Origin of the sequence: Neolewinella agarilytica, from assembly GCF_900110645.1 — a bacterium.
Taxonomy (GTDB): Bacteria; Bacteroidota; Bacteroidia; order Chitinophagales; family Saprospiraceae; genus Neolewinella; species Neolewinella agarilytica.
In genome coordinates this window covers 92,782-115,226 of record NZ_FOFB01000018.1, presented here as the reverse complement: position 1 = coordinate 115,226, position 22,445 = coordinate 92,782, and the positions used below count along the sequence as shown (strand labels likewise).

At 52.9% G+C, this 22,445-nt stretch carries 20 protein-coding genes; 14 read left to right on the top strand and 6 right to left on the bottom strand.

The features are described from left to right. Window positions 1–78 precede the first annotated feature (78 nt). The 5 genes from BM123_RS16020 (at window position 79) to BM123_RS16000 (ending at window position 5,009) form a co-directional block, all read left to right on the top strand. On the top strand, window positions 79–1,641 hold the full coding sequence (locus BM123_RS16020; protein ID WP_090170356.1) for a carbon-nitrogen hydrolase family protein: 1,563 nt from the start codon (window positions 79–81) through the stop codon (window positions 1,639–1,641). A 67-nt stretch (window positions 1,642–1,708) separates the two neighbouring features. After that, entirely contained in the window at window positions 1,709–2,863 is a 1,155-nt protein-coding gene (locus BM123_RS16015) for an LLM class flavin-dependent oxidoreductase (RefSeq protein WP_090170353.1), read from the top strand. Between the two features lie 184 nt (window positions 2,864–3,047). Then, window positions 3,048–3,284 carry a hypothetical protein gene (locus BM123_RS16010; protein WP_090170351.1) on the top strand — a complete coding sequence of 79 codons (237 nt, stop codon included), beginning with the start codon at window positions 3,048–3,050 and terminating at the stop codon, window positions 3,282–3,284. A gap of 151 nt (window positions 3,285–3,435) precedes the next feature. Further along, window positions 3,436–4,071: a thiol-disulfide oxidoreductase DCC family protein gene (locus BM123_RS16005; protein WP_090170349.1), complete on the top strand. Its 636-nt coding sequence runs from the start codon at window positions 3,436–3,438 to the stop codon at window positions 4,069–4,071. Window positions 4,072–4,112: 41 nt separating this feature from the next. Beyond that, complete coding sequence (locus BM123_RS16000) at window positions 4,113–5,009, top strand: hypothetical protein (RefSeq protein ID WP_090170347.1); 897 nt, start codon at window positions 4,113–4,115, stop codon at window positions 5,007–5,009. A 162-nt stretch (window positions 5,010–5,171) separates the two neighbouring features. Here the strand turns inward: BM123_RS16000 and trxA are convergent, their stop codons facing one another. Next, window positions 5,172–5,492, bottom strand: a complete 321-nt coding sequence (gene trxA / locus BM123_RS15995; protein WP_090170344.1) for a thioredoxin — start codon at window positions 5,490–5,492, stop codon at window positions 5,172–5,174. 120 nt (window positions 5,493–5,612) lie between these two features. Between trxA and BM123_RS15990 the strand changes: the two genes are divergently transcribed. The 6 genes from BM123_RS15990 to BM123_RS15965 all read left to right on the top strand — a co-directional run bounded on the left by BM123_RS15990 (window position 5,613) and on the right by BM123_RS15965 (window position 10,841). Then, window positions 5,613–6,707 (top strand): DUF3810 domain-containing protein, encoded by a 1,095-nt coding sequence (locus BM123_RS15990; RefSeq protein WP_090170341.1) that lies wholly within the window; start codon window positions 5,613–5,615, stop codon window positions 6,705–6,707. A gap of 118 nt (window positions 6,708–6,825) precedes the next feature. Further along, the gene (locus BM123_RS15985) at window positions 6,826–8,424 is read left to right on the top strand and encodes a hypothetical protein (RefSeq protein ID WP_139211913.1); all 1,599 of its coding nucleotides are present in this window, start codon (window positions 6,826–6,828) and stop codon (window positions 8,422–8,424) included. 36 nt (window positions 8,425–8,460) lie between these two features. Then, window positions 8,461–8,829, top strand: a complete 369-nt coding sequence (locus BM123_RS15980) for a DoxX-like family protein (RefSeq protein WP_217642174.1) — start codon at window positions 8,461–8,463, stop codon at window positions 8,827–8,829. Between the two features lie 131 nt (window positions 8,830–8,960). Then, entirely contained in the window at window positions 8,961–9,704 is a 744-nt protein-coding gene (locus BM123_RS15975) for a DUF2071 domain-containing protein (RefSeq protein WP_090170333.1), read from the top strand. Further along, the gene (locus BM123_RS15970; protein ID WP_090170331.1) at window positions 9,701–10,462 is read left to right on the top strand and encodes a class I SAM-dependent methyltransferase; all 762 of its coding nucleotides are present in this window, start codon (window positions 9,701–9,703) and stop codon (window positions 10,460–10,462) included. The genes BM123_RS15975 and BM123_RS15970 overlap by 4 nt, the downstream gene beginning before the upstream one ends. Then, window positions 10,446–10,841 (top strand): hypothetical protein, encoded by a 396-nt coding sequence (locus BM123_RS15965; protein WP_090170329.1) that lies wholly within the window; start codon window positions 10,446–10,448, stop codon window positions 10,839–10,841. Before BM123_RS15970 ends, BM123_RS15965 begins: the two co-directional genes overlap by 17 nt. Window positions 10,842–11,013: 172 nt before the next feature. Here BM123_RS15965 and BM123_RS15960 read toward each other — a convergent pair whose 3' ends face one another. Then, window positions 11,014–14,400 carry an AAA domain-containing protein gene (locus BM123_RS15960; RefSeq protein ID WP_175489422.1) on the bottom strand — a complete coding sequence of 1,129 codons (3,387 nt, stop codon included), beginning with the start codon at window positions 14,398–14,400 and terminating at the stop codon, window positions 11,014–11,016. A gap of 184 nt (window positions 14,401–14,584) precedes the next feature. Between BM123_RS15960 and rfbD the strand changes: the two genes are divergently transcribed. Then, window positions 14,585–15,433 carry a dTDP-4-dehydrorhamnose reductase gene (gene rfbD / locus BM123_RS15955; RefSeq protein WP_090170325.1) on the top strand — a complete coding sequence of 283 codons (849 nt, stop codon included), beginning with the start codon at window positions 14,585–14,587 and terminating at the stop codon, window positions 15,431–15,433. A gap of 14 nt (window positions 15,434–15,447) precedes the next feature. Here the strand turns inward: rfbD and BM123_RS15950 are convergent, their stop codons facing one another. The 4 genes from BM123_RS15950 to BM123_RS15935 all read right to left on the bottom strand — a co-directional run bounded on the left by BM123_RS15950 (window position 15,448) and on the right by BM123_RS15935 (window position 20,860). After that, window positions 15,448–16,131: a DUF4290 domain-containing protein gene (locus BM123_RS15950; protein WP_090170323.1), complete on the bottom strand. Its 684-nt coding sequence runs from the start codon at window positions 16,129–16,131 to the stop codon at window positions 15,448–15,450. 206 nt (window positions 16,132–16,337) lie between these two features. Then, entirely contained in the window at window positions 16,338–18,176 is a 1,839-nt protein-coding gene (gene glmS / locus BM123_RS15945) for a glutamine--fructose-6-phosphate transaminase (isomerizing) (protein WP_090170321.1), read from the bottom strand. Window positions 18,177–18,282: 106 nt separating this feature from the next. After that, window positions 18,283–19,662, bottom strand: a complete 1,380-nt coding sequence (locus BM123_RS15940) for a DUF4270 family protein (protein ID WP_175489421.1) — start codon at window positions 19,660–19,662, stop codon at window positions 18,283–18,285. 373 nt (window positions 19,663–20,035) lie between these two features. Continuing rightward, complete coding sequence (locus tag BM123_RS15935) at window positions 20,036–20,860, bottom strand: glycogen/starch synthase (protein WP_090170317.1); 825 nt, start codon at window positions 20,858–20,860, stop codon at window positions 20,036–20,038. 266 nt (window positions 20,861–21,126) lie between these two features. Here BM123_RS15935 and panC point away from each other — a divergent pair, with 266 nt between their 5' ends. Together panC and panD are read left to right on the top strand one after the other, a co-directional pair. After that, the gene (panC, locus tag BM123_RS15930; RefSeq protein ID WP_090170314.1) at window positions 21,127–22,002 is read left to right on the top strand and encodes a pantoate--beta-alanine ligase; all 876 of its coding nucleotides are present in this window, start codon (window positions 21,127–21,129) and stop codon (window positions 22,000–22,002) included. A gap of 80 nt (window positions 22,003–22,082) precedes the next feature. Beyond that, window positions 22,083–22,427, top strand: coding sequence for an aspartate 1-decarboxylase (gene panD, locus BM123_RS15925; RefSeq protein ID WP_090170312.1), 345 nt, complete (start codon window positions 22,083–22,085; stop codon window positions 22,425–22,427). Window positions 22,428–22,445: the final 18 nt, after the last annotated feature.

The window sequence follows — 22,445 nt, the reverse complement described above, 5'->3', positions numbered from 1 at the left end:
TGATTTCCGGCAGGTGTCTCCCGCACTTTTTGGGGTGTAGAGTGTTCTATACGCGGATAAACCAAGAGAAAACTATTTATGCCCGCAAATCCCGAAAAGGAAGCTACAAGTACCAATCTGGCTGACAGTATTGAAAAAATTGAGCTGAAGTACCTCACGATCGGTCAGTATCGTCAGCTCAAAGCATTAATGGAAGAAGCCTACGCTGTTCTTCCGGAATCAGCATGGGAACGGCACGAGATCCAGAAACTGATTGACGTGTTCCCCGAAGGGCAGATTGCGATACTAATCGACGGGCAACTGGCGGGTTGCGCACTGAGTATTATTGTCGATTACCCTCAGTTTGGGGATAACCACACCTACGCCGAAATTACCGGCGACTATAGCTTTAATACCCACACTGCTGAGGGTAATATGCTATACGGTATTGATGTGTTTGTTGCGCCAGCCTTCCGAGGTCTCCGCCTGGGGCGGCGGATGTACGACTACCGAAAAGAGCTTTGTGAACAACTCAATCTGGAAGGGATCGTCTTCGGAGGCCGCTTGCCCAAGTACCACCTTTACGCAAAGGAAATGCCGGTACGGAAATACATGGAGGCTGTCAAGTCGCGGGAAATTCATGACCCCGTGCTCAATTTTCAATTCGCTAACGATTTCTACGTCAAGAAGATCATCAAGGGCTATCTGGAGGGGGATACGGACAGTAAAGAATATGCGGCGCTCCTGATGTGGAATAACGTCTTGTATACTCCTCCTACGAAGAAGCCCTCTACCACCAAAAGTGTTGTCCGGCTTGGCCTCGTTCAGTGGCAGATGCGTCCGTACCGGACCCTCGAGGAGCTCATTGAACAGATGGAGTATTTCGTCCAGACGGTGAGTAACTACCGCTCTGACTTTGCCCTCTTCCCCGAGTTTTTCAATGCACCACTCATGGCTGCCTATAACAACCTCTCCGAGCCGGATGCCATCCGGAAGCTGGCAGAGTTCACAGAGCCCATTGTGCGCAAGTTCAGCGAGTTTAGCATTCAGTACAATATTAACATCATCACCGGCTCCATGCCTTCCGTGGAAAACGGAACATTATACAATGTGGGCTTTCTCTGTAAGCGGGATGGTACGATGGAGAAATTCTATAAGCTTCACGTTACCCCCGATGAGGTGAAAGTCTGGGGCATGACCGGAGGAAATCAGGTAAAAACATTCGATACCGACTGTGGAAAGATTGGTATTGTAATCTGCTATGATGTCGAGTTTCCGGAATTGCCCAGGCTATTGGCCGGGCAGGGAATGAACATTCTCTTCGTTCCTTTTCTGACCGACACCCAGAATGGCTACAGCCGGGTACGCCACTGCTCCCAGGCGCGAGCCATCGAAAACGAATGTTATGTGGCCATTGCGGGTTCAGTGGGTAACCTGCCGAAGGTGCACAATATGGACATTCAGTACGCCCAGTCAATGGTTTTTACGCCCTGTGATTTTGCTTTCCCCTCCAATGGGGTCAAAGCCGAAGCAACCCCGAATACCGAAATGATTCTCGTGGCGGACGTTGATCTGGACCTGCTCAAAGAATTACACGAACATGGCTCCGTTCATAACTTGCAGGATCGGAGGACAGATGTGTATCGTTTAGAGCTACAGTAGGGGAGGGGATTCACTTTGACTCAGGTATGTCAGCGCTAAGGTTATTTTTACGCCCAAATCATTAGCCTTGTCCAATCCCGTCAGATCTGCCCATCTCCCCTCCGCCGAAGTTTCCTGGTTTGCCCCCATCTGTAACGGTGATGACCGCTTTCTGGGCAAACGGGATCCTTTCTACAAAAGCAGTTTTCGCAACGCCAGCCAGATCGCCCGTACGGCGGATGAGCTGGGGTACCGGAATATGCTCTTGCCCAGCAGTTATCAGGTCGGGCAGGATACCCTGACCTTCGCCGCTGCCCTGGCTCCACAACTGCGGCAGATGAACCTGCTTACGGCCATCCGTTGCGGAGAGGTGCATCCCCCCATGCTGGCCCGCGCGCTGGCTACGCTCGATCATATGCTGCTGGGCAAACTGACCGTCAACATCATCAGTAGTGACCTGCCGGGAACCAAAGTGGAAAGCGCCGTCCGCTACCGCAAAAGCCGGGAGGTGATTGAAATACTGAAGCAATGCTGGACGAAAGATCATCTTTCTTTTAGGGGAGAGTTTTACGATCTTGACCTGCCCACGGCCCCGGTCAGGCCCTACCAGCAAAATGGTGGCCCGCTGCTTTATTTCGGTGGGTACAGCCCGGATGGGGTAGAGCTGTGCGCCGAGCATTGCGATGTCTACCTGATGTGGCCGGAAACAGAAGACAAGATTCAGGCGCACATGCAGAAGGTGGGCGCGGCCGCAGGTGCAAAGTTTGGACGAACGCTCGACTTCGGTCTCCGGGTCCACGTCATCGTCCGGGAGACGGAAGCTGAGGCTCTCCAGGCCAGCCGGGATCTGATGCACCTCATCGATGATGAATCCGGCGAAGAGCTGAAGAACCGGGCCCTTGACGCCAAATCTTATGGCGTAAGCAAGCAGGCTGCCCTCCGGGAACAATCGGACAAGGACGGCTTCGTCGAAGATCACCTCTGGACCGGCATCGGCCGCGCCCGCAGCGGCTGCGGGGCCGCCATCGTCGGTACCCCCGATCAGGTCTACGACAAGCTGATGCGCTACCACGCCATGGGCATTCGGTCTTTCATCCTTTCCGGCTACCCCCACCTGGAAGAATGCGAACTCTTCGCCCGCTACGTGCTGCCCCGCATGAAAACCTGCTCCCTGCCCGAAGAGCTGGGCCGCCGGCCCGCTATGGTGCCGGATTCGCCGCTGGGAGGAGGGACCAGACTTTAAGCCCGGGCTGGAGTCTTATGGCGACGTTTGGGCCGATCTTAAGAATAATCTGTGCAAAAGACGCTTGCTGACATTTCTTAAGTATTGGGTACTTGCCTTCGTCCGAAATTATTGTTGGAGTGTATTTAGATGCACGCACAAATATTATGTGCTTCTAATTTTTTCACACCAAAATATTTTCATCATGACCTTTTTCAGAAATATGTTTTATGCTAAAAGCAATTTCCTTTCGGCAAATCCTGAGAGCTCTTTAGCTTGTCCTAATTGCTGGGGCGTTCAGGAGTATGGTGGTTGTTACGTAGAGTTACTGCCTGACCAAACTAAAGCCAATATAAACGGAGATGTATTACGCAAGAAAACCTTCGTTCAGCAGTTTGTAGAAACTTATGTCACCGGTATTAAACTCAGAAAGCGTAGTTGAAATCAAAACTGCTATTCTTACGGTGAGATCCCCGCTAACCGATCAGTTAGTGGGGATTTTTAGTCGAAGAATCAAAGATTCAAAACTTTCAGAAAAAATTGAAAGTTTAAAATTTTCCCCTACCTTTGTCTTGTCATCAACCCCTGAAGACATGACTAACTACACCTTTCTCTACGACGATGCCTGCCCGATGTGCAAGGCCTATACTGGCGCCTTTACCCGTTTAAGCTGGAGTAAACGTAAGGCTTTCAGCCGTTTGGCAACCGGAGAACTCCCCACGCTTGACCTGGACCGCGGCCGACACGAAATACCTTTAGTGGATAGCGAAACCGGAGAAGTCCGCTACGGCCTGGACGCTATGACCACCGTGATCGCTGATGCCTTCCCCTTACTTCGTCCCCTTCTGAGAAGCCGCGTTTTTATCGCGGCCCTGAAACCCCTTTATTGGCTCATTACTTACAACCGGCGTGTAATTGCTGGCACAAAACCCCCGGCTGAAGGCTTTGATTGTGCGCCGGATTTTAATCCGGCCTGGCGCCTGGCGTACATTGGCCTGATGGTGGTGCTCATCGCCCTGCTGGGGGTTCCGTTCGTTCCCCTGCTGATGGGCTTCGGTCTGGCTTTGATTGTTGGCTTATTGGTGCACCGGGAGCGACTGACCTTCCTCGGTCACCTGGTGACCGTGTTGTTTATGGCCGCCATTGCTCTTGCGGTCTTGCCAGCAGGGTGGGGGATAGTTGTCGCCTACGGAATCACCATCTGGGAAGGAGGGCGACGCTTAGCCTAACCTTTCCCTGCACCTGCTGAAGTGCCCAAAAAATTCGGAAAATGAACCCTCTTAACCAATACGCCTGGGCGATTACTGCGCTCACCCTGATTGCCGGTTTCCTCTTGTTGCATTCCGGCTGGGCAGACTATGGCAGCGCCTTTTTTGTGTTGTTTCCCTGTATGGTCGGCTTCTCCATCGGCACCCATGACAAACGCACCAGAGGAATGATGAGCCTGCTTTTTGGGGGCTTGATATTCTTTGGCTTTCTACTCGCCGGAGCGCTGGAAGGCCTGGTCTGCGTAGCGATGGCATTGCCCATCTTTTTGATCATGATGCTGATCGGTTATGGTTTCCGGCGGTGGCTCATCCCTGACAGCCGACAACCCAAAAAGCCGACGGATCACCTGCTGGTTTCTCTACTGCCCTTACTCGTGCTTCTACTGACAAACCCCATCGAGCAGGCACTACTACCCGAGCCGGAAATAGTGGAGATTGAGACCTCCGTGCTATTGCCCTATCCGGCAGACCTCGTCTTCGATCAGGTGAAAGCGATGGATAAACTCGATGCCGAAAAGCCCTGGGGCATTTGGCTGGGTTTGCCCTCTCCATATCGTTGCATTCTGGCGGCCGATACCGTCGGCGCCCAGCGGCATTGCCTCTTTAAGAACGGGGAAATTATTGCAGAAATCACCCGCTACGAAAAGGGGGAAGTGCTGGAGATGGACGTCGTGGATTACACCCTCACCAGCCGCGAATGGTTTCAATTTCAGGACGCGACTTACACCTTTGAGCGAGTAGACGGACAAACGAAAATCACCCGGACGAGTTCCTATAAATCCACCCTGCACCCCCGCGCCTACTGGCAACCGCTGGAAGGCTGGGGAATCCAGCAGGAACACGATTTTGTGCTGGCGAGTTTGCGCAAAAACCTGGGGGAGATTAGTGGTCAGGAGTAAAATGGGGAGGCTCCGCTGCGCAGCAGCCCCTTCGCCTTCTGCGTCCCTCTCCTCCTTCCGCGCCACTCTGCGTGAAACCCTCCACTGCGCAGCAGCCCCCAAAAAACAAAAGCCCCACCTTCCTTCCGGAAAGCAGGGCTTCATTCTATGTTCTTAAACGACCTAAGCCGCCGTCAGCTGCGCTTCGATCTTCTCGATCAGCGCCTGCTTGGTGGTAACACCCACGTGCTTATCCACGACCTCTCCGTCCTTCAGGATGAGGATTGTCGGGATAGAGCGTACGCCAAACTGCTGGCTGAGCTCAGCGTTTTCGTCCACGTCGACCTTACCGACGAGCACTTTGCCTTCGTACTCTCCGGCAAGCTCTTCGATAACGGGGCCGATCATGCGACAAGGGCCACACCATTCTGCCCAAAAGTCTACGACAGCAACTCCGCTGGTTACTTTTTCCTTGAAGTTTGCATCTGTGAATTCGAAAGCCATTATTTTATTATTTTATCCTTGTTGTGCAATTCGCACGTTCATACAACAACGGCAAAATTCTCATAGTTTAATGGACAGACAAATCCCGATCCCTAAGTGACGCAAAACGACACCCCCTCAATGCTGAAAGTGACTTTTTCCCACTGGTGGCCGCTATTTGCGGCACTGCTGTTGGTGGGCTTACGCTTATTCGCTTCCCCGGCTTTTATCGAGTCTGTTTACAGCAGAGGATTGTACCCAATCCTGCGCTACGGCTGGGATTTTACCCTGCCATTGCTTTCTCCGTTCCCGCTTTATTATCTGTTTTGGGCCTTAGTCATTTGGTGGGTATGGGCGACGGTGCGCAGGTGCCGGGCAAGGGTAAAGGAAGCAGGGTGGGGAGCCGCCGTCGGCTTTTTTCTCCGAAGGCTACTGAACGCTATCGCGGGCCTCGTAGCCGTTTTTCTGTTGGTGTGGGGCTTCAACTACGGTCGGGAGGATGTAGACAAAAGAATGGGCTTCGGCCGCTACCAGCCCAGCCTGGAAGAGTTGCGCGAACGAGTCCATGACGGCGCCCGGGAGTTGGCCGACTGGCGCCGCCAGATTACGCCAGACTCCGCCGCGCTTACCGCCGCAGACCTGCCCGAAGACCCTTACCTGGCCGTCCGGGGGCTCGTCCGTCAGGCGCTGCGAGACCATGATTACCCCGATCCCGGCCGGCCCCGGGGCCGGCAGCTTCGGCCCGAAGGCATCCTGATGCGCTTCAGCACCGCCGGCGTCTACTGGCCCTGGGTGGGCGAGAGTAACATCGACGCGGGCCTTCACCCGCTGCAGAAGCCCGCCGTGATGGCGCACGAACTGGCCCACGCCTACGGCTTCGGCGACGAAGGCACCTGTACCTTCTGGGCCTGGCTCGCCGGCCAGCGGACGGAAGACCCCGCCCTGGCCTATGCCTTTCGCCTGGCCTACTGGCGGCGCATCGCCGGCCGCCTCCGGATGGCCGAGCCAGAAGCCTACGCCACCTGGCGCGCTGACTCCCTCGACCCCGGCATCCGCAACGACTTGCAGGCCATCTACACCAACTCCGCCCGCTTCGAAGACATCGCCCCCGCCATCCGCAACGCCACCTACAATACCTACCTCAAAGCCCAGGGCGTACACGACGGTCTGTTGAATTACGGAACGGTGGTGCAGTTGGTGGAGGGGTATCGGCGGGCTGAGCCGTCGGCCGGCTGAGTTAGCGTTCAAACCGGCGCCTCCTTCCTCGGGAATCGGGGAAACGGCTTTAACCTGCAACCAAAATATCCCTACATTAGCAGACCAAACACCCACTTAGGCTAAACCTATGCGAACCTTGTTAACCCTGGTATTTATTACCTCTCTCTTTGTTTCTCCTATGAACGCGCAAAATGAAGAATTAAGGCTTGTTCTTAAGCAACTAATCGAGAAAGAATACTTAAATAATACGGATACCGCATCCATCCTGCTGGAATACAAGGCCATCGCAAATGAAGTGCCTTTTCGAATGTATTTATTGAGTGATTTAGCTGATCGCTCTGCGTATAGGCTATTTCAAAGAATGGAGTTTCCCTATCCGGGAGAAGGTCACCGTGGAGCTGCGAATATGCTCATGAGTTCGGTTGGTAATCCGGACAGTTTTTACCCCGATAGGGAGAAACAAATAGATAAAATAAATAAGCTGAATACAGATCTACTCGAATTGGGCATAGTACCCAAAAAAAGCGAAATGACGGTCATGGCTCAGCTTAGGGGGAAGGTGGTGCCAGAGTCAATGGTACTTTTATATTATTCCTTTTTGGCAAGAGAGGCCGCGCTTTTACCCGGTAAGCGAAGAGAACAGGAGGAACGCATCAGGCAGTATCAGTCAGAGAATATATTTAGGGATTCTTTCATTGGTTCACCGGCTGCAACGGATCTGGAAAATGTAGATCATTTTGACTTGTTACCTTACTTCAAATTTTCAAAAACATTTTACACGGAAGAGGTGGCAACAGACCCTGATGATGGTTTTAGAGAGATTTATCAAAATATTTTGAGCGAATGTCCGGTAACCGGAATTGAGCTGACTGGTGTGTCGACCAGCATCGTAGAAGAAAATGATGGTAAAGAGTTACAGATAACTGTTGACTTAAGTGTCGACGGCACCATTGTGTCTGATACGTTTGCTTACTTGTTGTACAGAAACACTATGACGGATTCAGGGGATCCGAAGACTGAGTTCACCTCCTACATCATTTCAGTTTTAAATAAAGCGCTTAAGAAAAAGGATGCGCTTTACCGCTTGTATTTTTTTAAGCCAGAAGAAATGAGGGGGCGTGAATCTGTCGGCTTCGCTTACCTCACCCGAAGGCAGTATCGCCCAGTTAAGGAATTGACGAAAACGGGGTACTTTTCTGGTCCCCACCCGGAGGAATCCATGAGCCCCAACGTGGTGAAAGAGATGCTGGGGGAAGCTCAGCAACTTGGGCTAATACCAATGGATGCATCATTCAAGAAGGCGAAGGATACCATAAAAACAATGCGCAGTTTGCTGATAGCGTATAATATCGTTCAGAAAGAACCTGATTTAGGCAGTAAAGAAAGATATTCAGATCTTTTACGCCAACTAGCCAAAGCGAGTAGAGGTGATTTTGATCCTTCTAATTTCAAAGAAATAGACCGTGGCGAAGATGGTGGATATTTGCTGATGTTTGACCTGAACGGTACGTCGATAGAAATATCCACCGTAAAAAACAGTAGGAGTGGTTTTTATAGCCATTTTCTGAAAGAGCTTAGAAAGATAGTTCCAACGCTACAACTTCCCCGCTCTTTTTATACGGTTGGTGACACTTCAGATTATGGCAACAGCTTTGGTGTAGCGTATCTTAATCAGAAGCAATTAGAATGGCTGAAAAGTAATACTAATATCTTGTGGGTAGGCAAATACCTGTAGCATATATCTCACAACCTGCAACCTAAAACTTGCAACTTGAAACACCTCATCGCCCTCGTCTGGCTCGCCAACGGCCTCCTTGCCAAAGTTCTGAACTTCGTGCCCCGTCACACTGAGATTGTCGCTAATATCCTCGGCCCGGGCTACGCCCGGCCGCTCACCATCCTCATTGGCCTGTCGGAGATCGCTATGGCGGTATGGATCGTCCTCGACCGGCAACGGAAACCCACGGCGATCCTCCAGATCGCCATCATCCTGACGATGAATACCCTGGAGAGTGTCCTCGTGCCGGAACTATTACTTTGGGGCTATCTTAACCCGGTCTTCGCCGTCTTATTTTGTGGCGTGATCTATTACCACGCCTTTGTCGCTAAGGCTGACCACGGAGTGGTCAAACATCCTTAGCCCCGGACGAAGGCGAAGGCGGAGCCTTCCCCGTAGTCCGGGGAGTACGAGTGCAAAGCACGAGCCATGTCACGTCATCTTGAGCACGAATCCCAGGTCCTTCCACTTGCTTTGCCTCCCAATACCTCCCCATGCACCTGCGTAAGCGCCACCCTTTCCCCGTCTCTGCCCACTTCAACCAATCGTTGGTGCTCACCTTCGCCCTGCCGCCCGGGGAGTTGCAAACTCTCCTGCCGCCGCCGCTGGAACTCGATACTTTCAACAACGAGCACGCCTTCGTTGCCGTCGCTATGGTGCAGACCAAAAGCCTGCGGCCGAGCATAATGCCCGCCTTTCTCGGGAATGATTTTTTCCTGGTCGGTTACCGCATCTTTACCCGCTACGGGAACCAGGCGGGTAAACGGCTGCGAGGCCTGTATATTCTGGAATCCCAGACGGATAGCCGCCAGATGGCATTGCTCGGTAACCTGATGACGCACTACAATTACTCGAGAATTTCCGTACAACAAGAGAAAACCGCCGACCATTATCACGTGTCCAGCGCCAGCGAGAGCTTTGAGGTCAGCGTTCGCTACGCCGAAGATCCTGCTTTGCCGCCCGGCTCTCCCTTCGCGAACTGGAAGGAAGCCCGCCGCTTCGCCGGTCCGCTGCCGTTCACCTTTACCTACCTCGCGGAAACACGGGAAATGCTCATCGTCGAAGGTCGCCGCCAAAACTGGCAACCCCGCCCGGTAGCGGTTGAAAGTCTTACCTTGCCCTGGCTGGAAAAACGAGGTTGGCCGTACGCCACCCTTGCCAGCGCATTTGTCGTCGAAAACATTCCCTATTCCTGGAAAAAAGGAGTCGTGGAAACTCTGGAAGCCGAAAAACTATGATGGTTAATACACGCACACCTCTGCAGGGGCTTCGGAATATCATTCGCTTCAACTGGCCGTTTTACGTCCTGGCCATCGCCGGCGTGTTTGCAGGCATGTGGCTGGCGACCTGGCTGGGCGGGCGGTTCATTTTACTCGGCGGACTTATTGCCATTTTTGTGCTCTTTACCACCTTCACTTCACTACTCGTTTCCTGGTACGTTTACGATGGCTCCGATCTTTATGGACTGGACTGGCTGGGAGATTTCGGGCAACCCAAAAACATCGTTAATATCAACGCTGGTTTTGACGAGACCAGCAGCTTACTGGCCATTCGCTTCCCCAGCGCGAAACTTCGCGTTTTCGATTTTTACGATCCCGAACGACACACGGAACCCGCCATAAAACGCGCCCGCAAAATCTATCCGCCTTATCCCGGAACGGAACTTATCACTACCAGCCAGCTGCCGCTGGCAGCGCATTCGACCGACCTCATATTCCTGCTCTTCGCCGCTCACGAAATCCGGAACCCGGAGGAAAGAGCTAATTTTTTTGGGGTACTGCGGGAAAGTCTGAAGCCTGACGGGAAAATTATCGTCGTAGAACATCTGCGCGATACGGCCAATTATCTGGCTTATTCCTTTGGGGCCCTTCACTTTATCTCTGATGCCAACTGGCAGCTTACCTTCTCTTCGGCGGGCTTTGAAGACGTGACCAGGACCCGGATTAACCCCTTCGTTGTCAAATACACCCTAAGCCCGAATGCTGCTACATCTTAAAATTATTGGTGGGTTGTTACTATTCCTGTCCTTGCTTCACGTGTTTATTCCGGGGCACCTCGACTGGAAGCGGGACCTGAAGCCCCTCAGCCTGATGAACCGGCAGATGATGCAGACCCACATGATTTTTATCGCCATCACAGTGTTTGCGATTGGCCTGCTGTGTTTCACTTCTGCAGAAGAACTAACCACTACACCATTAGGCCGCAAAATCTGTCTTGGCCTGTCGGTTTTCTGGGCCCTTCGACTGGTTTTTCAGTTTTTCGTTTACTCCCCAAAGCTGTGGCGGGGAAAACGATTTGAGACCTTCATTCACGTGGTGGCAGTTGGCTTCTGGACCTATATGACGGTGGTGTTTTATCTGGCTGCCGGGATGTAGTTGAATAACTCAAGGAGTCAGAGCGCCTTCCCGTTTTCCTCCTCGGCGTGGACCCCCTCGCTGCGCAGCAGCCTCCCAACGCCTCCAATATGCGGCAGCCCCAAAGGACCAAAGGACCAAAACACCAAAGAACCAAAGAACTAAAGAACCAAAGAACCAAAGAACCAAAATACTATTCCCCAATAAAATCCAGCAATTCCCCATACACCATACTCTGCCGCAGAATTTCCGGGCAGCCGACGATCACGAGGTGCTCCCGTGCCCGGGTCATGGCTACGTTCAGCTTGCGGTCCACCCCTTCTTCACTGACCTGAGAGAGCATCTGGATCTGCGCGTCTTCGTTGGTGCAAAGAGATATGAGTACGATGCGTTTGGCACCTCCCTGGTAGCGCTCCACGGTGTCCACCATATAATTTTCGGCGGCGAGGCCTGCATCGTGAAGGTGCCGGCGGATGTGCGCAATCTGCGCCCGGTAGGGGGTAATGATGCCGATGTCTCCCGGGGCGATGGGGCGCTCGGTATCTGCATATAGTTCGGTGAAGCCAGCGATGAGTTGAATCATCAGCTCCGCTTCGTGTCCGTTCACCTTGGGGTCGGCGTTGCGGTGGTCGGGTGGGGTTTCGAGGAAGAGGAGGCGATGGCTGCCGAGACGAGTGGTCAGGGGCGCGGCCGCAGGTGCGGGGGGGAGTTTCTGGAGCTGAGTTTGGTGGTGAGGAATGTTCTCCGGTAAAATTTCCAGTTGCCCGTCGTAGAAGTGCCTGGCCGGAAAGGCCATAATGTCTTCGTGCATCCGCCCCTGGTGGCGGAGTTGGTCGTAGGCCCAGGTCCAGCCTTTGCGCTGGGCCGTGAGGAACAGGCGTTCGAAGAGGCTGGTCGCCAGGTCCTTCAGCCCGATGTCGATCAGCGCTTCGTCGGATACTTTCGTCTCCGCAGGGCGTTGCTGCACTACGGCAGGTAACTGCCGGTGATCACCGATGAGTAAGGCCCTCGGGGCACGCGGTAGCAGGCCCGCCAGCAACGGTTCGAGGATCTGGCTGGCCTCATCCACAATGATCCGGTCAAACTGCTTGAGCTGAAACAGCTCACTCTTACCCCCCACACTCGCCACGGTACTGACGATGATGCGGGTACGCTGGATCAATGCCCGCAATTCCGCCCGTTTATTGATCTTTTGGCTCTGCACCTGCAGCAGCCTTTCCTCAAAGCGAGGGGATACCCCGTAGCGACTACCAATGCGCAGGTAGTTAGTAAAAGACTCCCCCTCCGGCGTAACGATCCGTTCGATGCTTTCGCAGATTTCGTCTACCGCCCGGTTAGTGTAGGCGACGAGCAGGAGACTTTCCTGGCTGTTGTCCAGCAAGTGCCTTACGAGGTGGTGCAGCATCTGGCTCGTCTTTCCCGTGCCGGGCGGGCCCCAGAGGAGGAAGTAATCTGGCGCAGTGATGATCGTCTGCAGGATGCGGTTTTGCTCTTCGGTGAGACCGTCGGCAATGCTTGATGTGAGCGGCGGAGCCTGCCCCGGAGGGCGTTGGCCCAGCCATTGGCGGCGTAGCTCTACGGGAGCCGATGCCCAGGTAAGCAGGCCCTGGTAGTGGTGGCGGAAGCTACTGTCCAGTACGTCTTTTTCAATGCTCCAGAAGCCGCTCCTGCGGAAGGCTGCATCATTGAGTTGCTGGCTGCGTAGCCGCAGCCGTACCTGGCTTGGGCTGATCTCGATGATGGTCGATTTCAGAATCTGAGAGCGGATGGCGTCCTGCGGCCGGGCGGCCTCTTCGGCAGTTGCGTAAAGAGCAATGATGTCTCCCTGCCGAAACTTGACCAACCGGTCGTCCTCCGCCGGACGGGCCAGGGTGAGGATGGCCGTCTCGGGGTCGTAGGCAGCGTAGGTTAGCCCGTCGAGCAGCTCAAAGCGTTCGATCTTGTCTTCCCGTTCCTCCAGCCAGAGGCTGGCCAGCCCATTGATACTCTCCAGCCGCTGTTCACCGGTTTTGGAGAGTTGCTGTTCCCGGGCCGTGAAGCCGAGGAAAGCTCCAAAGTACCGCCGCTCCAGCTCATTGAGTTTTCCGTAGACGTCGAGTACTTTTTCGTGGTCCCGTCGGGAAAAAGTTCCCAGGCTGGGGATTTTGGCCGGGTTCAGCCGGCTGATCAGGGCATCGGTCTCTTTGGCAAGGTCTTTCCCGGCCTCCACGCCGAGTTTCCCGATCAGGAGTTCAACGCCCAGTAGCTGGTTTCTTGCGGCAATGGCTTCCAGCTTTTGCTGATATTCCGGCGGAGCATATTTGAGCCCGTTTTCAAAGTCGTTGCTGTACAGAATGTAGGACCGTACGTTGGCTCCTTCACCCAGTGCCTCGTTGATCATCAGATCGTAGAGCAAAGTTTGTATGTAGTTCGTCTGGTTGATGCCGTGCTTGTTCGGCTTCCAGTATTTACTGGTTTTTAGCTCGACAATAGTCGTTGGGTCTGCTTTGGTGGCGCCTGCTTGCAGCAAGTCCAGTCGGCCCTGCACACCGTAGGTTGGGCTCAGGAAAGAGGGCTCCAGAAGAATGGACTCCCGGTTGACGTCAATGCGCGCCAATTCCTGATTAACGAACTTTTGCAGGCTGACGAAGTGGTGCTTCAACTGGGCAATCAGGTCCGTAATTTCCCGGTCTTCGAAGAGGCAAAGAGCTAGTGGCTGGGTCTGGAAAATGTTAGCTAGTAGTTCTTTGAAGGTAACGTCGGGCTTTTCCACCAGCCGGTCAAGAAAGTAATTGACGAGATTACCCCGTACGAGGGGCAGAGCCGTTCGCATGGGCACCAGCTTACGGGCCATATTGCTCCAGGGCTGATAGCTCTTGTCCGATTCAAAGCTTTCCGCTACGGCGGTTACGTCGATCAGGTAATCCGGCTGTACGACGATCTGGGCGGGGTGCAGATGCCCGTCGCTCCGCAACTCGGCATTAATTAAGTTGAGCAGAACGGGGAGTCCGCTGATTTTTCGAACAATGGCGAGTGCCTGAGCGACGAACGGGTTATTCACCTCCTCCGCACCAAAGGGGATACTGTATACGCTTTCGGGGCGGGCTTCTTCCCGGACGTAGAGCAGTTCTTCTTCCGGCTCAATTTCCACGGCGAGGACACGCAGGCGGGCAAAACGGTCTTTTACTTCCGGTTTAACGTAGGGGAAAGGGTAGGGAAGGGTCAGGTAGCTCACCCAGTCTTCGGGCACTGCGCCGCCGAAGAGGGCGCGGGTGAGTTCCGTAGCCAGGCGATAGCCGGTGGTGAGCTGCTTGTCAATGTCTTCCGCGGAGAGCCGGGAGAGGCGGCGGCTGCGGAAGCGCCGCTCCTGATGAATATGCGTAGCCGGAATGCCGAACTTGTGCGCCGCGTAGCTAATCCGGGAGAAGTTAGTACTGAAATGCAATTGGTCTTTCTCCGTCGCTCGCTCAAAGAGCTCCAGCAGGAAGCGCCGGAGTGCCAGGCAGCGTTCCTGCGGGGTGTAATCTTCGTTATCCCGAAGGCGATTCAGCTTACGGTAGAAGTATTTACGGAAGGCATCGTTACGTTGGTCTTCAGTCATCAGTGGCGAAGGTAAAGACATTTTAGTTCGATATGACCTGCATTGTTTTACACCCTGCCCCTCAACCAATCCCCTGCACCTGCGGACCGCGCCGAGCCTGCTGAAATGCCTGCACCCGAAAAGCTGACCAAAATCCGACAAACAAAAGCTCACGAAGTCCGGCTTAAACCTATCTTCGCTACAGATGAAAAGAATCATGATCTGCGGTGCCGGCGGTCAACTCGGGCAGAAACTTATTGGTGCTGCCCGGGCGAGTAAAGAGCTGCGCATATTTGCCTATAACCGCTCAGCACTTGATCTGACCAAACCAGAGGATTTACGGGCGGCCTTTGCTGAGGCTAAGCCTGATATCTGCTTTAATGCTGCCGCTTATACGGCAGTGGATCGGGCGGAAAGCGAGCCGGATAAAGCCCGAGAGGTAAATGTAGAAGGTGCTGCCCGCCTGGCGGCAGCCTGCCATCAACGAGGTGTTGGCTTTGTTCACTTTTCTACGGATTATGTGTACGACGACGGATACAACCGCCCGCTGAGGGAGTCAGACCGTACACTGGGAACCAGTGTGTATGCCCGCACGAAACTGGAAGGAGAGAATGAGATCATGCGACACAACCCTGATGCCTGGATTATTCGAACCAGCTGGGTTTATGCGGAGTACGGCCATAATTTCCTCCGGACCATGATGCGTTTAGGGCAGGAGAGGGAAAGCCTGAGTATCGTAGCCGATCAGGTTGGCTCACCTACCTATGCCGCCGATCTTGCTGCGGCAGCACTGTCCCTTGCCGCCAGCGAAGCGCCTTCGGGTATTTATAATTTTGCGAATAGCGGTGTGGCTTCCTGGTACGATTTTGCGCACGCAATTTTCGAGAAAGCGGGAATCGATTGTCACTTAAAACCTATCCGCACGGAGCAATATCCAACCCCGGCGAAGCGCCCGTCTTACAGCGTATTGGATACGCAAAAGATTGCAGCGTATGCCGGCCCTCCCCGCCATTGGCGGGAGGCCCTGGAGGAGTGCATGAAGAAGATCACCTAGAGCAAAAGGGGAAGTTACCGCCGCCGCTTACTCCGGCTGTTACGACTCTTGTTGGCGTAGTTGTTCTGCTTAGGGCGGTTATTCTTCTTCTTTTTCTTTTTCTTACGAAGGTTGTCGTGTTGTGCAGGCTGGTTAGGGCCGGGAACTCCGATTTTAACATCGGGGAGCAAGACGAGTTGTTTATCACTCATCTCGTACAGGTCCTTACGAATCATTTCTTCATTGACGAACTTGCCCTGGTTCCAGGAGCTGAGGGCAACCTTCATGTAATAAGCTGCGGCGTAAGTTGCCTGATCTTTTTCCGGACCGTCTTCCAGCGCAATAGCAGACTTGATTAACTGCTGCACATTTTGACCGTAGTGCCGCATACGGGACTTGGTCTGATCAGGGTAGGGCAGGCGCTCGAGCTGTTCTACCTCGGTTTCCTTGTCCAGGCTGATCCCTTCGGGAATCGTAACTCTGAGTGGTTCGCCGGCAATTAAAAAGGCATGACGCCAAAGCCGTTCCTGATAGTTCTCCTGGGTCTTAATCCCCGGATCCATCTGTAACATCAGCTTAATGACCCGTTCTACATAGGCCTGCCGCTCGGTATCATCCTCCACGCTATTGGCATTGCGTAAGAGTTCCTGAACGTTACGGCCGTATTCACTGATGACGAGTTCATCCTGCGTGGTATTATAGGCGATATCCCATTCCATGGTTAGTATTTTTGGACGAAAACCGAGCCGGGGCCGGGTTTTCTTGTAAACATTCGCGGCGTCCTTTTTTAGACGCTAACGCTTATTGGCGAAAACCGTATTTAGGTCGGCTTTCCTCGAGGTGTTCACTCTTTTAAAGGGCGCGCTAAGATAGCTGCCACAAAATTAAAATAGCGAGTGCTGTGATTATTCAAAAAACAGCGGGTTTACTCTACCGTTACGGACTTGGCGAGGTTGCGGGGCTGATCAACGTTTCTTCCCAACTCTACGGCGATATGGTAGCTGAGAAGTTGAAGGGGGATAACCGACAATAAGGGGCTGAAGGGCTCTTCTGTGTCAGGAATTTCAATAACGTGATCGGCTATATTACTAATAGCTTCTTCACCCTGATTCACCACCGCGATGACACGGCCTTTGCGGGCAATGACTTCCTGTACGTTACTGACGATTTTTTCGTAGGCGCTCTTGTTGGTAGCTACCACGATGACGGGCATATTCTCATCAATCAGGGCGATGGGGCCGTGCTTCATCTCCGCAGCCGGGTAACCTTCTGCGTGGATGTAGCTGATTTCTTTAAGTTTCAGGGCTCCTTCCAGTGCAACGGGGAAGTTGTATCCACGCCCGAGGTACAGTGCATTGTGATGATCTTTGATCTCACCGGCAATGTATTTGATGTGATCGTTAGCTTTCAGAGCTTCTTCCACCTTGCCGGGGATGAGCTCCAGTTCACTCACTAAGCGCTGGAAATAAGTATTACTGATGGTGCTGAGCTTGCGCGCCAGGGTAAGGGCCAGCAAAGAAAGAACCGTTACCTGGCCGGTGAAGGCTTTAGTACTGGCAACACCAATTTCGGGGCCTGCGTGGATGTAACTGCCAGCATCGGTCAGTCGTGCGATGCTGGAGCCTACCGAGTTGACAATGCCGTAGATCATCGCTCCTTTTCTCTGTGCGAGTTCAAGCGCTGCCATCGTGTCGGCCGTTTCTCCACTTTGACTGAGAGCGATAACGATGTCCCGTTCACTCAGGATAGGATTACGGTACCGGAACTCACTGGCGTATTCTACCTCAACGGGAATCCGGGCAAGGTCTTCGATCAGATATTCACCGATAAGACCGGAGTGATAGCTAGTGCCACAGGCAACGATGATAATCCGGTCGGCCCGCACAAAGCGATTAGCATATTCTTCGATGCCACGGAGAGCTACCCGGCTGTCTTTACTGTTAATTCTGCCGCGCATAGCGTCCAGAATAGTTTTCGGTTGCTCGTAGATTTCCTTGAGCATAAAGTGATCGTAACCTTCTTTTTCGAGGGCTTCGATCTGCATGTCCAGTTCCTGAATAAAGGGCGGTTGCTCCTCATTATCAGTATTTCGGATTTGAAGACCATTTTTCAACGAAATGGAAGCCACCTGATTGTCGTCAAGATAGACGACCTTTTTGGTGCTGTCCAGAAAGGGAGACGCATCTGACCCGATAAAAAATTCATCCTTGCCAATGCCTACAACCAGTGGGCTGGCCTTACGGGCGCCAACCATGATGTCCGGGTTCTCCCGGTCGATGACAGCAATAGCGTAGGCTCCTTCCACTCGGGTTAGTGCCAGGCGAACGGCTTCTTCGAGTGAAAGATTCCCTTCCTGCTGTATTTGTTCAATCAGGTGAACGAGCACCTCAGTATCCGTGTCACTAAGAAAGGAATGACCCTCAGCAATTAGAGCATTTTTAAGAACGGCATAATTTTCAATAATGCCGTTGTGCACGAGAGCTAAGCGACTGTTTTCGCCCGTATGGGGGTGAGCATTGGTGTCATTAGGCTCTCCGTGGGTCGCCCAGCGGGTGTGGCCGATACCAACGGTGCCGCTGGTATCCGTATTTTTGATGAGCTTACGTAGTGCCTTAACCTTTCCAGCTTTCTTATGAACAGTAAGGGAGCCATTAATGATAGCAATGCCAGCACTGTCATACCCACGGTATTCAAGCCGTTCAAGGCCCTTAATGATTAATTCGTCAGCTTGACGATGGCCAAGGTAGCCTACGATTCCACACATAGTAAAGTCTTTAGGATGGTCTTTTATTTCATAGTACGACGGAGGAGACCCCGAGAAGTAACGCTATAGGTTGATCCTTAGTTTGCTGAAAAGAACAGGCTCGCTCTTAATCAAGATTGGTGTAGGTAACTTTAACAGTAGCCGGACGTACACTTGCTGCCGGGCCTCGTAGAATTACACGAGAAGGATCCTGGTCAATGGGGACTACCCTCAGGTATATAGTGGAAGGGACAACACCATCCACCATTTGCTGCATATGAACGGAAATCCGGGGTTGGAAGAAGATGTTTCCATCGTCATCCGTTTGGGGATCTCCACCGAGGAACTGCCGGACGGCAGCACTGGAGTTAGGGTTACCCAATCTTTGACGGTCCTGAATAGGAGTCAGGTTACCATCGTTATCCAGATAGTATAAGGCCACAAAGGTCGAGATGGGGTAGGTGTCGTAATCGTATCCTTCTATCTCATCTACATAGAAGGTAAGCTCCGCCTGGTTGATAACGGTGTTTTCTAAGTCCGTAAGGTTGGGGAAATTAATTTCCGTCAGCAGGCCGGCCTGGCCGGCAATCAGCGCCTGTTCATTGTCTATCCCGGTACGAAGCTTGTCTCCGGCCACCGAGCCGGCATAGTTCTTTTGGTAGCTGGGCAGCCATAAAGACAGCGGTGCCCGGTAAAAAGTAGGCGACTGATCGGAAGTGTCAGGATAGAAAAAATACATCTCGGCCCGGGAAACTTCACCCGTTCGCTGAAATTTGATCGGGAGCAGACTTCCGGATTCAGCCGTTGGTTCCAGAAACATTCCGGACAAAAACTGCCAGAAGGCGGTGTCGCTGTCGAAGGTTGAGGCTGGTGTTTGGTTGAGTTCCGTCAGGAACTGATCGTCAAAGGCAATTCTAACGTGAGGCAGAGAATCTCCGCCACCAATCAAAGTATCGTATACCAGCGTCGCCTCGGGTACCGCCGTGAAAGAATTGTCCCGGTTTAAATCGTTAAAGTCAACCGTCAGGCGATCATTGGAATAGTAATTGCGAAGTTGATCAACGATCGTTCCTCCTAAGCCTTTAAGCCTGTACTCAAAAGTGTTATTGGTTCCGTAGAGCCCTGCAAGAGTATCAAGGGGAAGAATAAGCACTACAGAATCCACCATTACGCTGGGGTCGTCAGCAAAGGCAGGCCGGGCAATCTGGCCATCCGCCGTATTACGACGCAGGGTCGGGACGATGTAGATGCCATGTTTCCACTGCCCGAAAACATCGTCGGTTAGCTGTCCGAAAGTAAGCGTACCGAGGGTCAGGTTATCGACAAAGTCAAACGCCAGCAAGCTGTCGTCTTCCACTACTTTCGTGGTGAACGTCAGATCAGTAATTTGCCCCAGCGTAGCCCGGTCTTCCTCCAGTAAATCAGATCCTACAGTGATGGGTTCTGTACAGGCGGATACCAAAAGTAAAGCGGTAGCAAAAAAGAGGTAGAGAAAATTGAGTTTCATTCGATGGGAGGGGGCAAGAGTTAGTATAGTAGTAAGGTAGTAGGATAGTGTTGTAGTACTAGTACAGTGTAACATAAGTTGAGTTAGGTTTTTGCGCCGGGATTTTGTTTGCTGGCTAGATGAAAAAATAGATGCATCCCGCAGTATTGCGGGACGGACCTGTTTTTTCATGACGCCAGCAGGCAAAAGACCAAGCAGAAATCAGCGAATACTTATATTACACTGTACTTGTTGCATTGGGGCAAATCAACACTGCCAAACTAAAACAAGTCCTTTTCCGGAAGAAAAGGACTTGTTTGCCTGGGAAAGACACCCGAAACCCGTTTCCGGTTGGCCGGGGAGGGAACAGAAGTGTCTTTTAACGGACGGTCATTTATTTGGCGACCTCTTCTTCAAGAAGGCTCTTGTAAAATTCTACACTGGCGGCCGGAGCATCTTCTCCCTGAACGTCGAGAACGGGGATTTCAGCTGCTGCCAAAAGTGCTGCATTACGTTCATTGATCTCCACGGAGCCTTTGATCACGGCGTCAGCGAACTGGATAGCCCCTGCGTGCAGGTCCGGCTTGCCTTCATGCATGTAAGGCGCCAGGTCTTCTTCAGCCAGCGCATTGATGCTTGCCTTAAGGGCGAACTCAGGATCAATGTGCTCTTCGGCTTCGCTCTGGTAGAGACTGTAGACGATCTTGCTGTCTTTGAACAGGGGCTCGGTCTGGTAAGCAGTACGGAGATAGAAAGGAATAAGGCTCGTCATCCAACCGTGACAGTGAATGATGTCTGGCGGCCAGCCAAACTTCTTAACGGTTTCAATCACACCCTTACAGAAAAAGGCAGTACGATCGGCGTTATCATCAAAGGGCTTGCCGTCCTTATCATGATGAACAAACTTGCGCTTGAAAAAATCTTCGTTATCGAGGAAGTAAACCTGCATCCGGACACCTTTGTCCGGTAGTGAAGCAACCTTGATAATGAGGGGGAAATCGTTGTCGTCAACAATGATGTTCATACCGGAAAGGCGAACTACTTCATGAAGACGGTGGCGGCGTTCATTGATGGTGCCATAACGAGGCATCAATACGCGAATTTCCATCTGGTTCTTCTGGAGGTGGGGAGCCAGGGCCCGAACAGTCGTCGAAATATCTTTCGCGATCGTGTAGGGTTCCATTTCCTGGGTGACAATTAGCACCTTCTTTTTACTCATATCGCTGGCGGTATCATTTCAGTTTTAGAGAGTCGGGCTGCCATTGCAAGCCGACCTCCGGCCTTAGCCGGGTGCAAATTTACGAAATATAATGGACACGGACTATCTTCGCGCCGTTTTGAAAAGTTCAGGATCACCTTCCCGGGCCTTTCGGGGCGCGCACGCAGGTGCAGGGTTCTGTCTTCAAAAGGCAGTGTGGGCTTCTCCTCATTGCTTTTAATACCTTCCCTCTGCACCTGCGTCTGCGCCCTGCTTCAAAAAATTATATGCAAACCATTACTACCGCTGCCGCACTCCGCGCGGCCCTTTCCAGCCGGTCAGGTTCCGTAGCCTTTGTGCCCACCATGGGAGCATTGCACGATGGCCATATGGCCCTGATCTCGGCCGCCGTGGCGAGTCACGATATTGTGGTGTCCAGCATTTTCGTCAATCCTACCCAATTCAATGAATCGGCTGACCTGGACGCCTACCCCCGTACCCCGGAAGCGGACGCAGCCCTGCTCCAGGCACATGGTTGTGACGTTTTGTACCTGCCGGAAGTAGCGGATGTCTACCCCGGAGGCACGGACGAAAGCCTGACGGCCGGGCTCGACTTCGGCAGCCTCACCGCCCGGATGGAAGGCGCTAACCGGCCGGGACACTTTGACGGTGTCGCTCAGGTCGTTAGCCGTCTGTTGGAAATTGTTCAGCCGGACACGTTGGTCATGGGGCAAAAAGATTACCAACAGGTAGCTGTCGTCAGATCCATGATCTCCCAGTTGAAGCTGGGGGTGGAATTGCTCATCGTACCAACGGTACGGGAAGCCAGCGGCCTGGCCATGAGTAGCCGTAACCGCCGGCTCAGTATTCCCGAAACGGTCGCCGCTGCAACCATTAACCGCCATCTCTCTGCCGTGACAGCGGGGCTGGCGGCAGGCTGGCCCGCCCGGGAGTTAGAGGCAATTGCCCTGCGGGAGTTGGGCCTTCACCCCATGCTAACCCCCGAATACGTGGAAATCTGTGACGGAGACACGCTGCTGCCCTACGAAAACGGAGCGCCGGTGCGGGAAATCGTGGTCGCTACCGCCGTCCGCTGCGGACCCGTTCGCTTGATCGATAACCGATTATTTGTGCCATCCCTGGCGGAAGAGGTCAACCCTTAACAGTCTTTTATGTTTCCATGGCGGCGACTATTCGTCAGAATCATTGTCACGCTAACTATTTTAGTCCAATTTGTCGACTTATGCTTATTCAGAGATTTAAAGGCAAGATTCATCGCGCCACCGTTACGGAGGCGAACCTCAATTATGTGGGCTCCATCACTATTGATGGGCTGCTGCTGGATGCCGCTGGCATCATTGAAGGAGAGAAAGTCCAGATCGTTAATAATAACAACGGTGAACGGATTGAAACCTACACCATTCGGGGAGAAGAAGGCTCGGGCATTATCTGCCTTAACGGTGCTGCCGCCCGCCGCTGCCAGGTCGGTGACCTGGTGATCATCATCGCCTATGGCTACATGACAACGGAGGAAGCCCTGGCTTTTGAGCCTAAGGTGGCTTTCCCGGATGAACAGAACCGGGTGTAAGCCAGCAGGCTTCAAGGC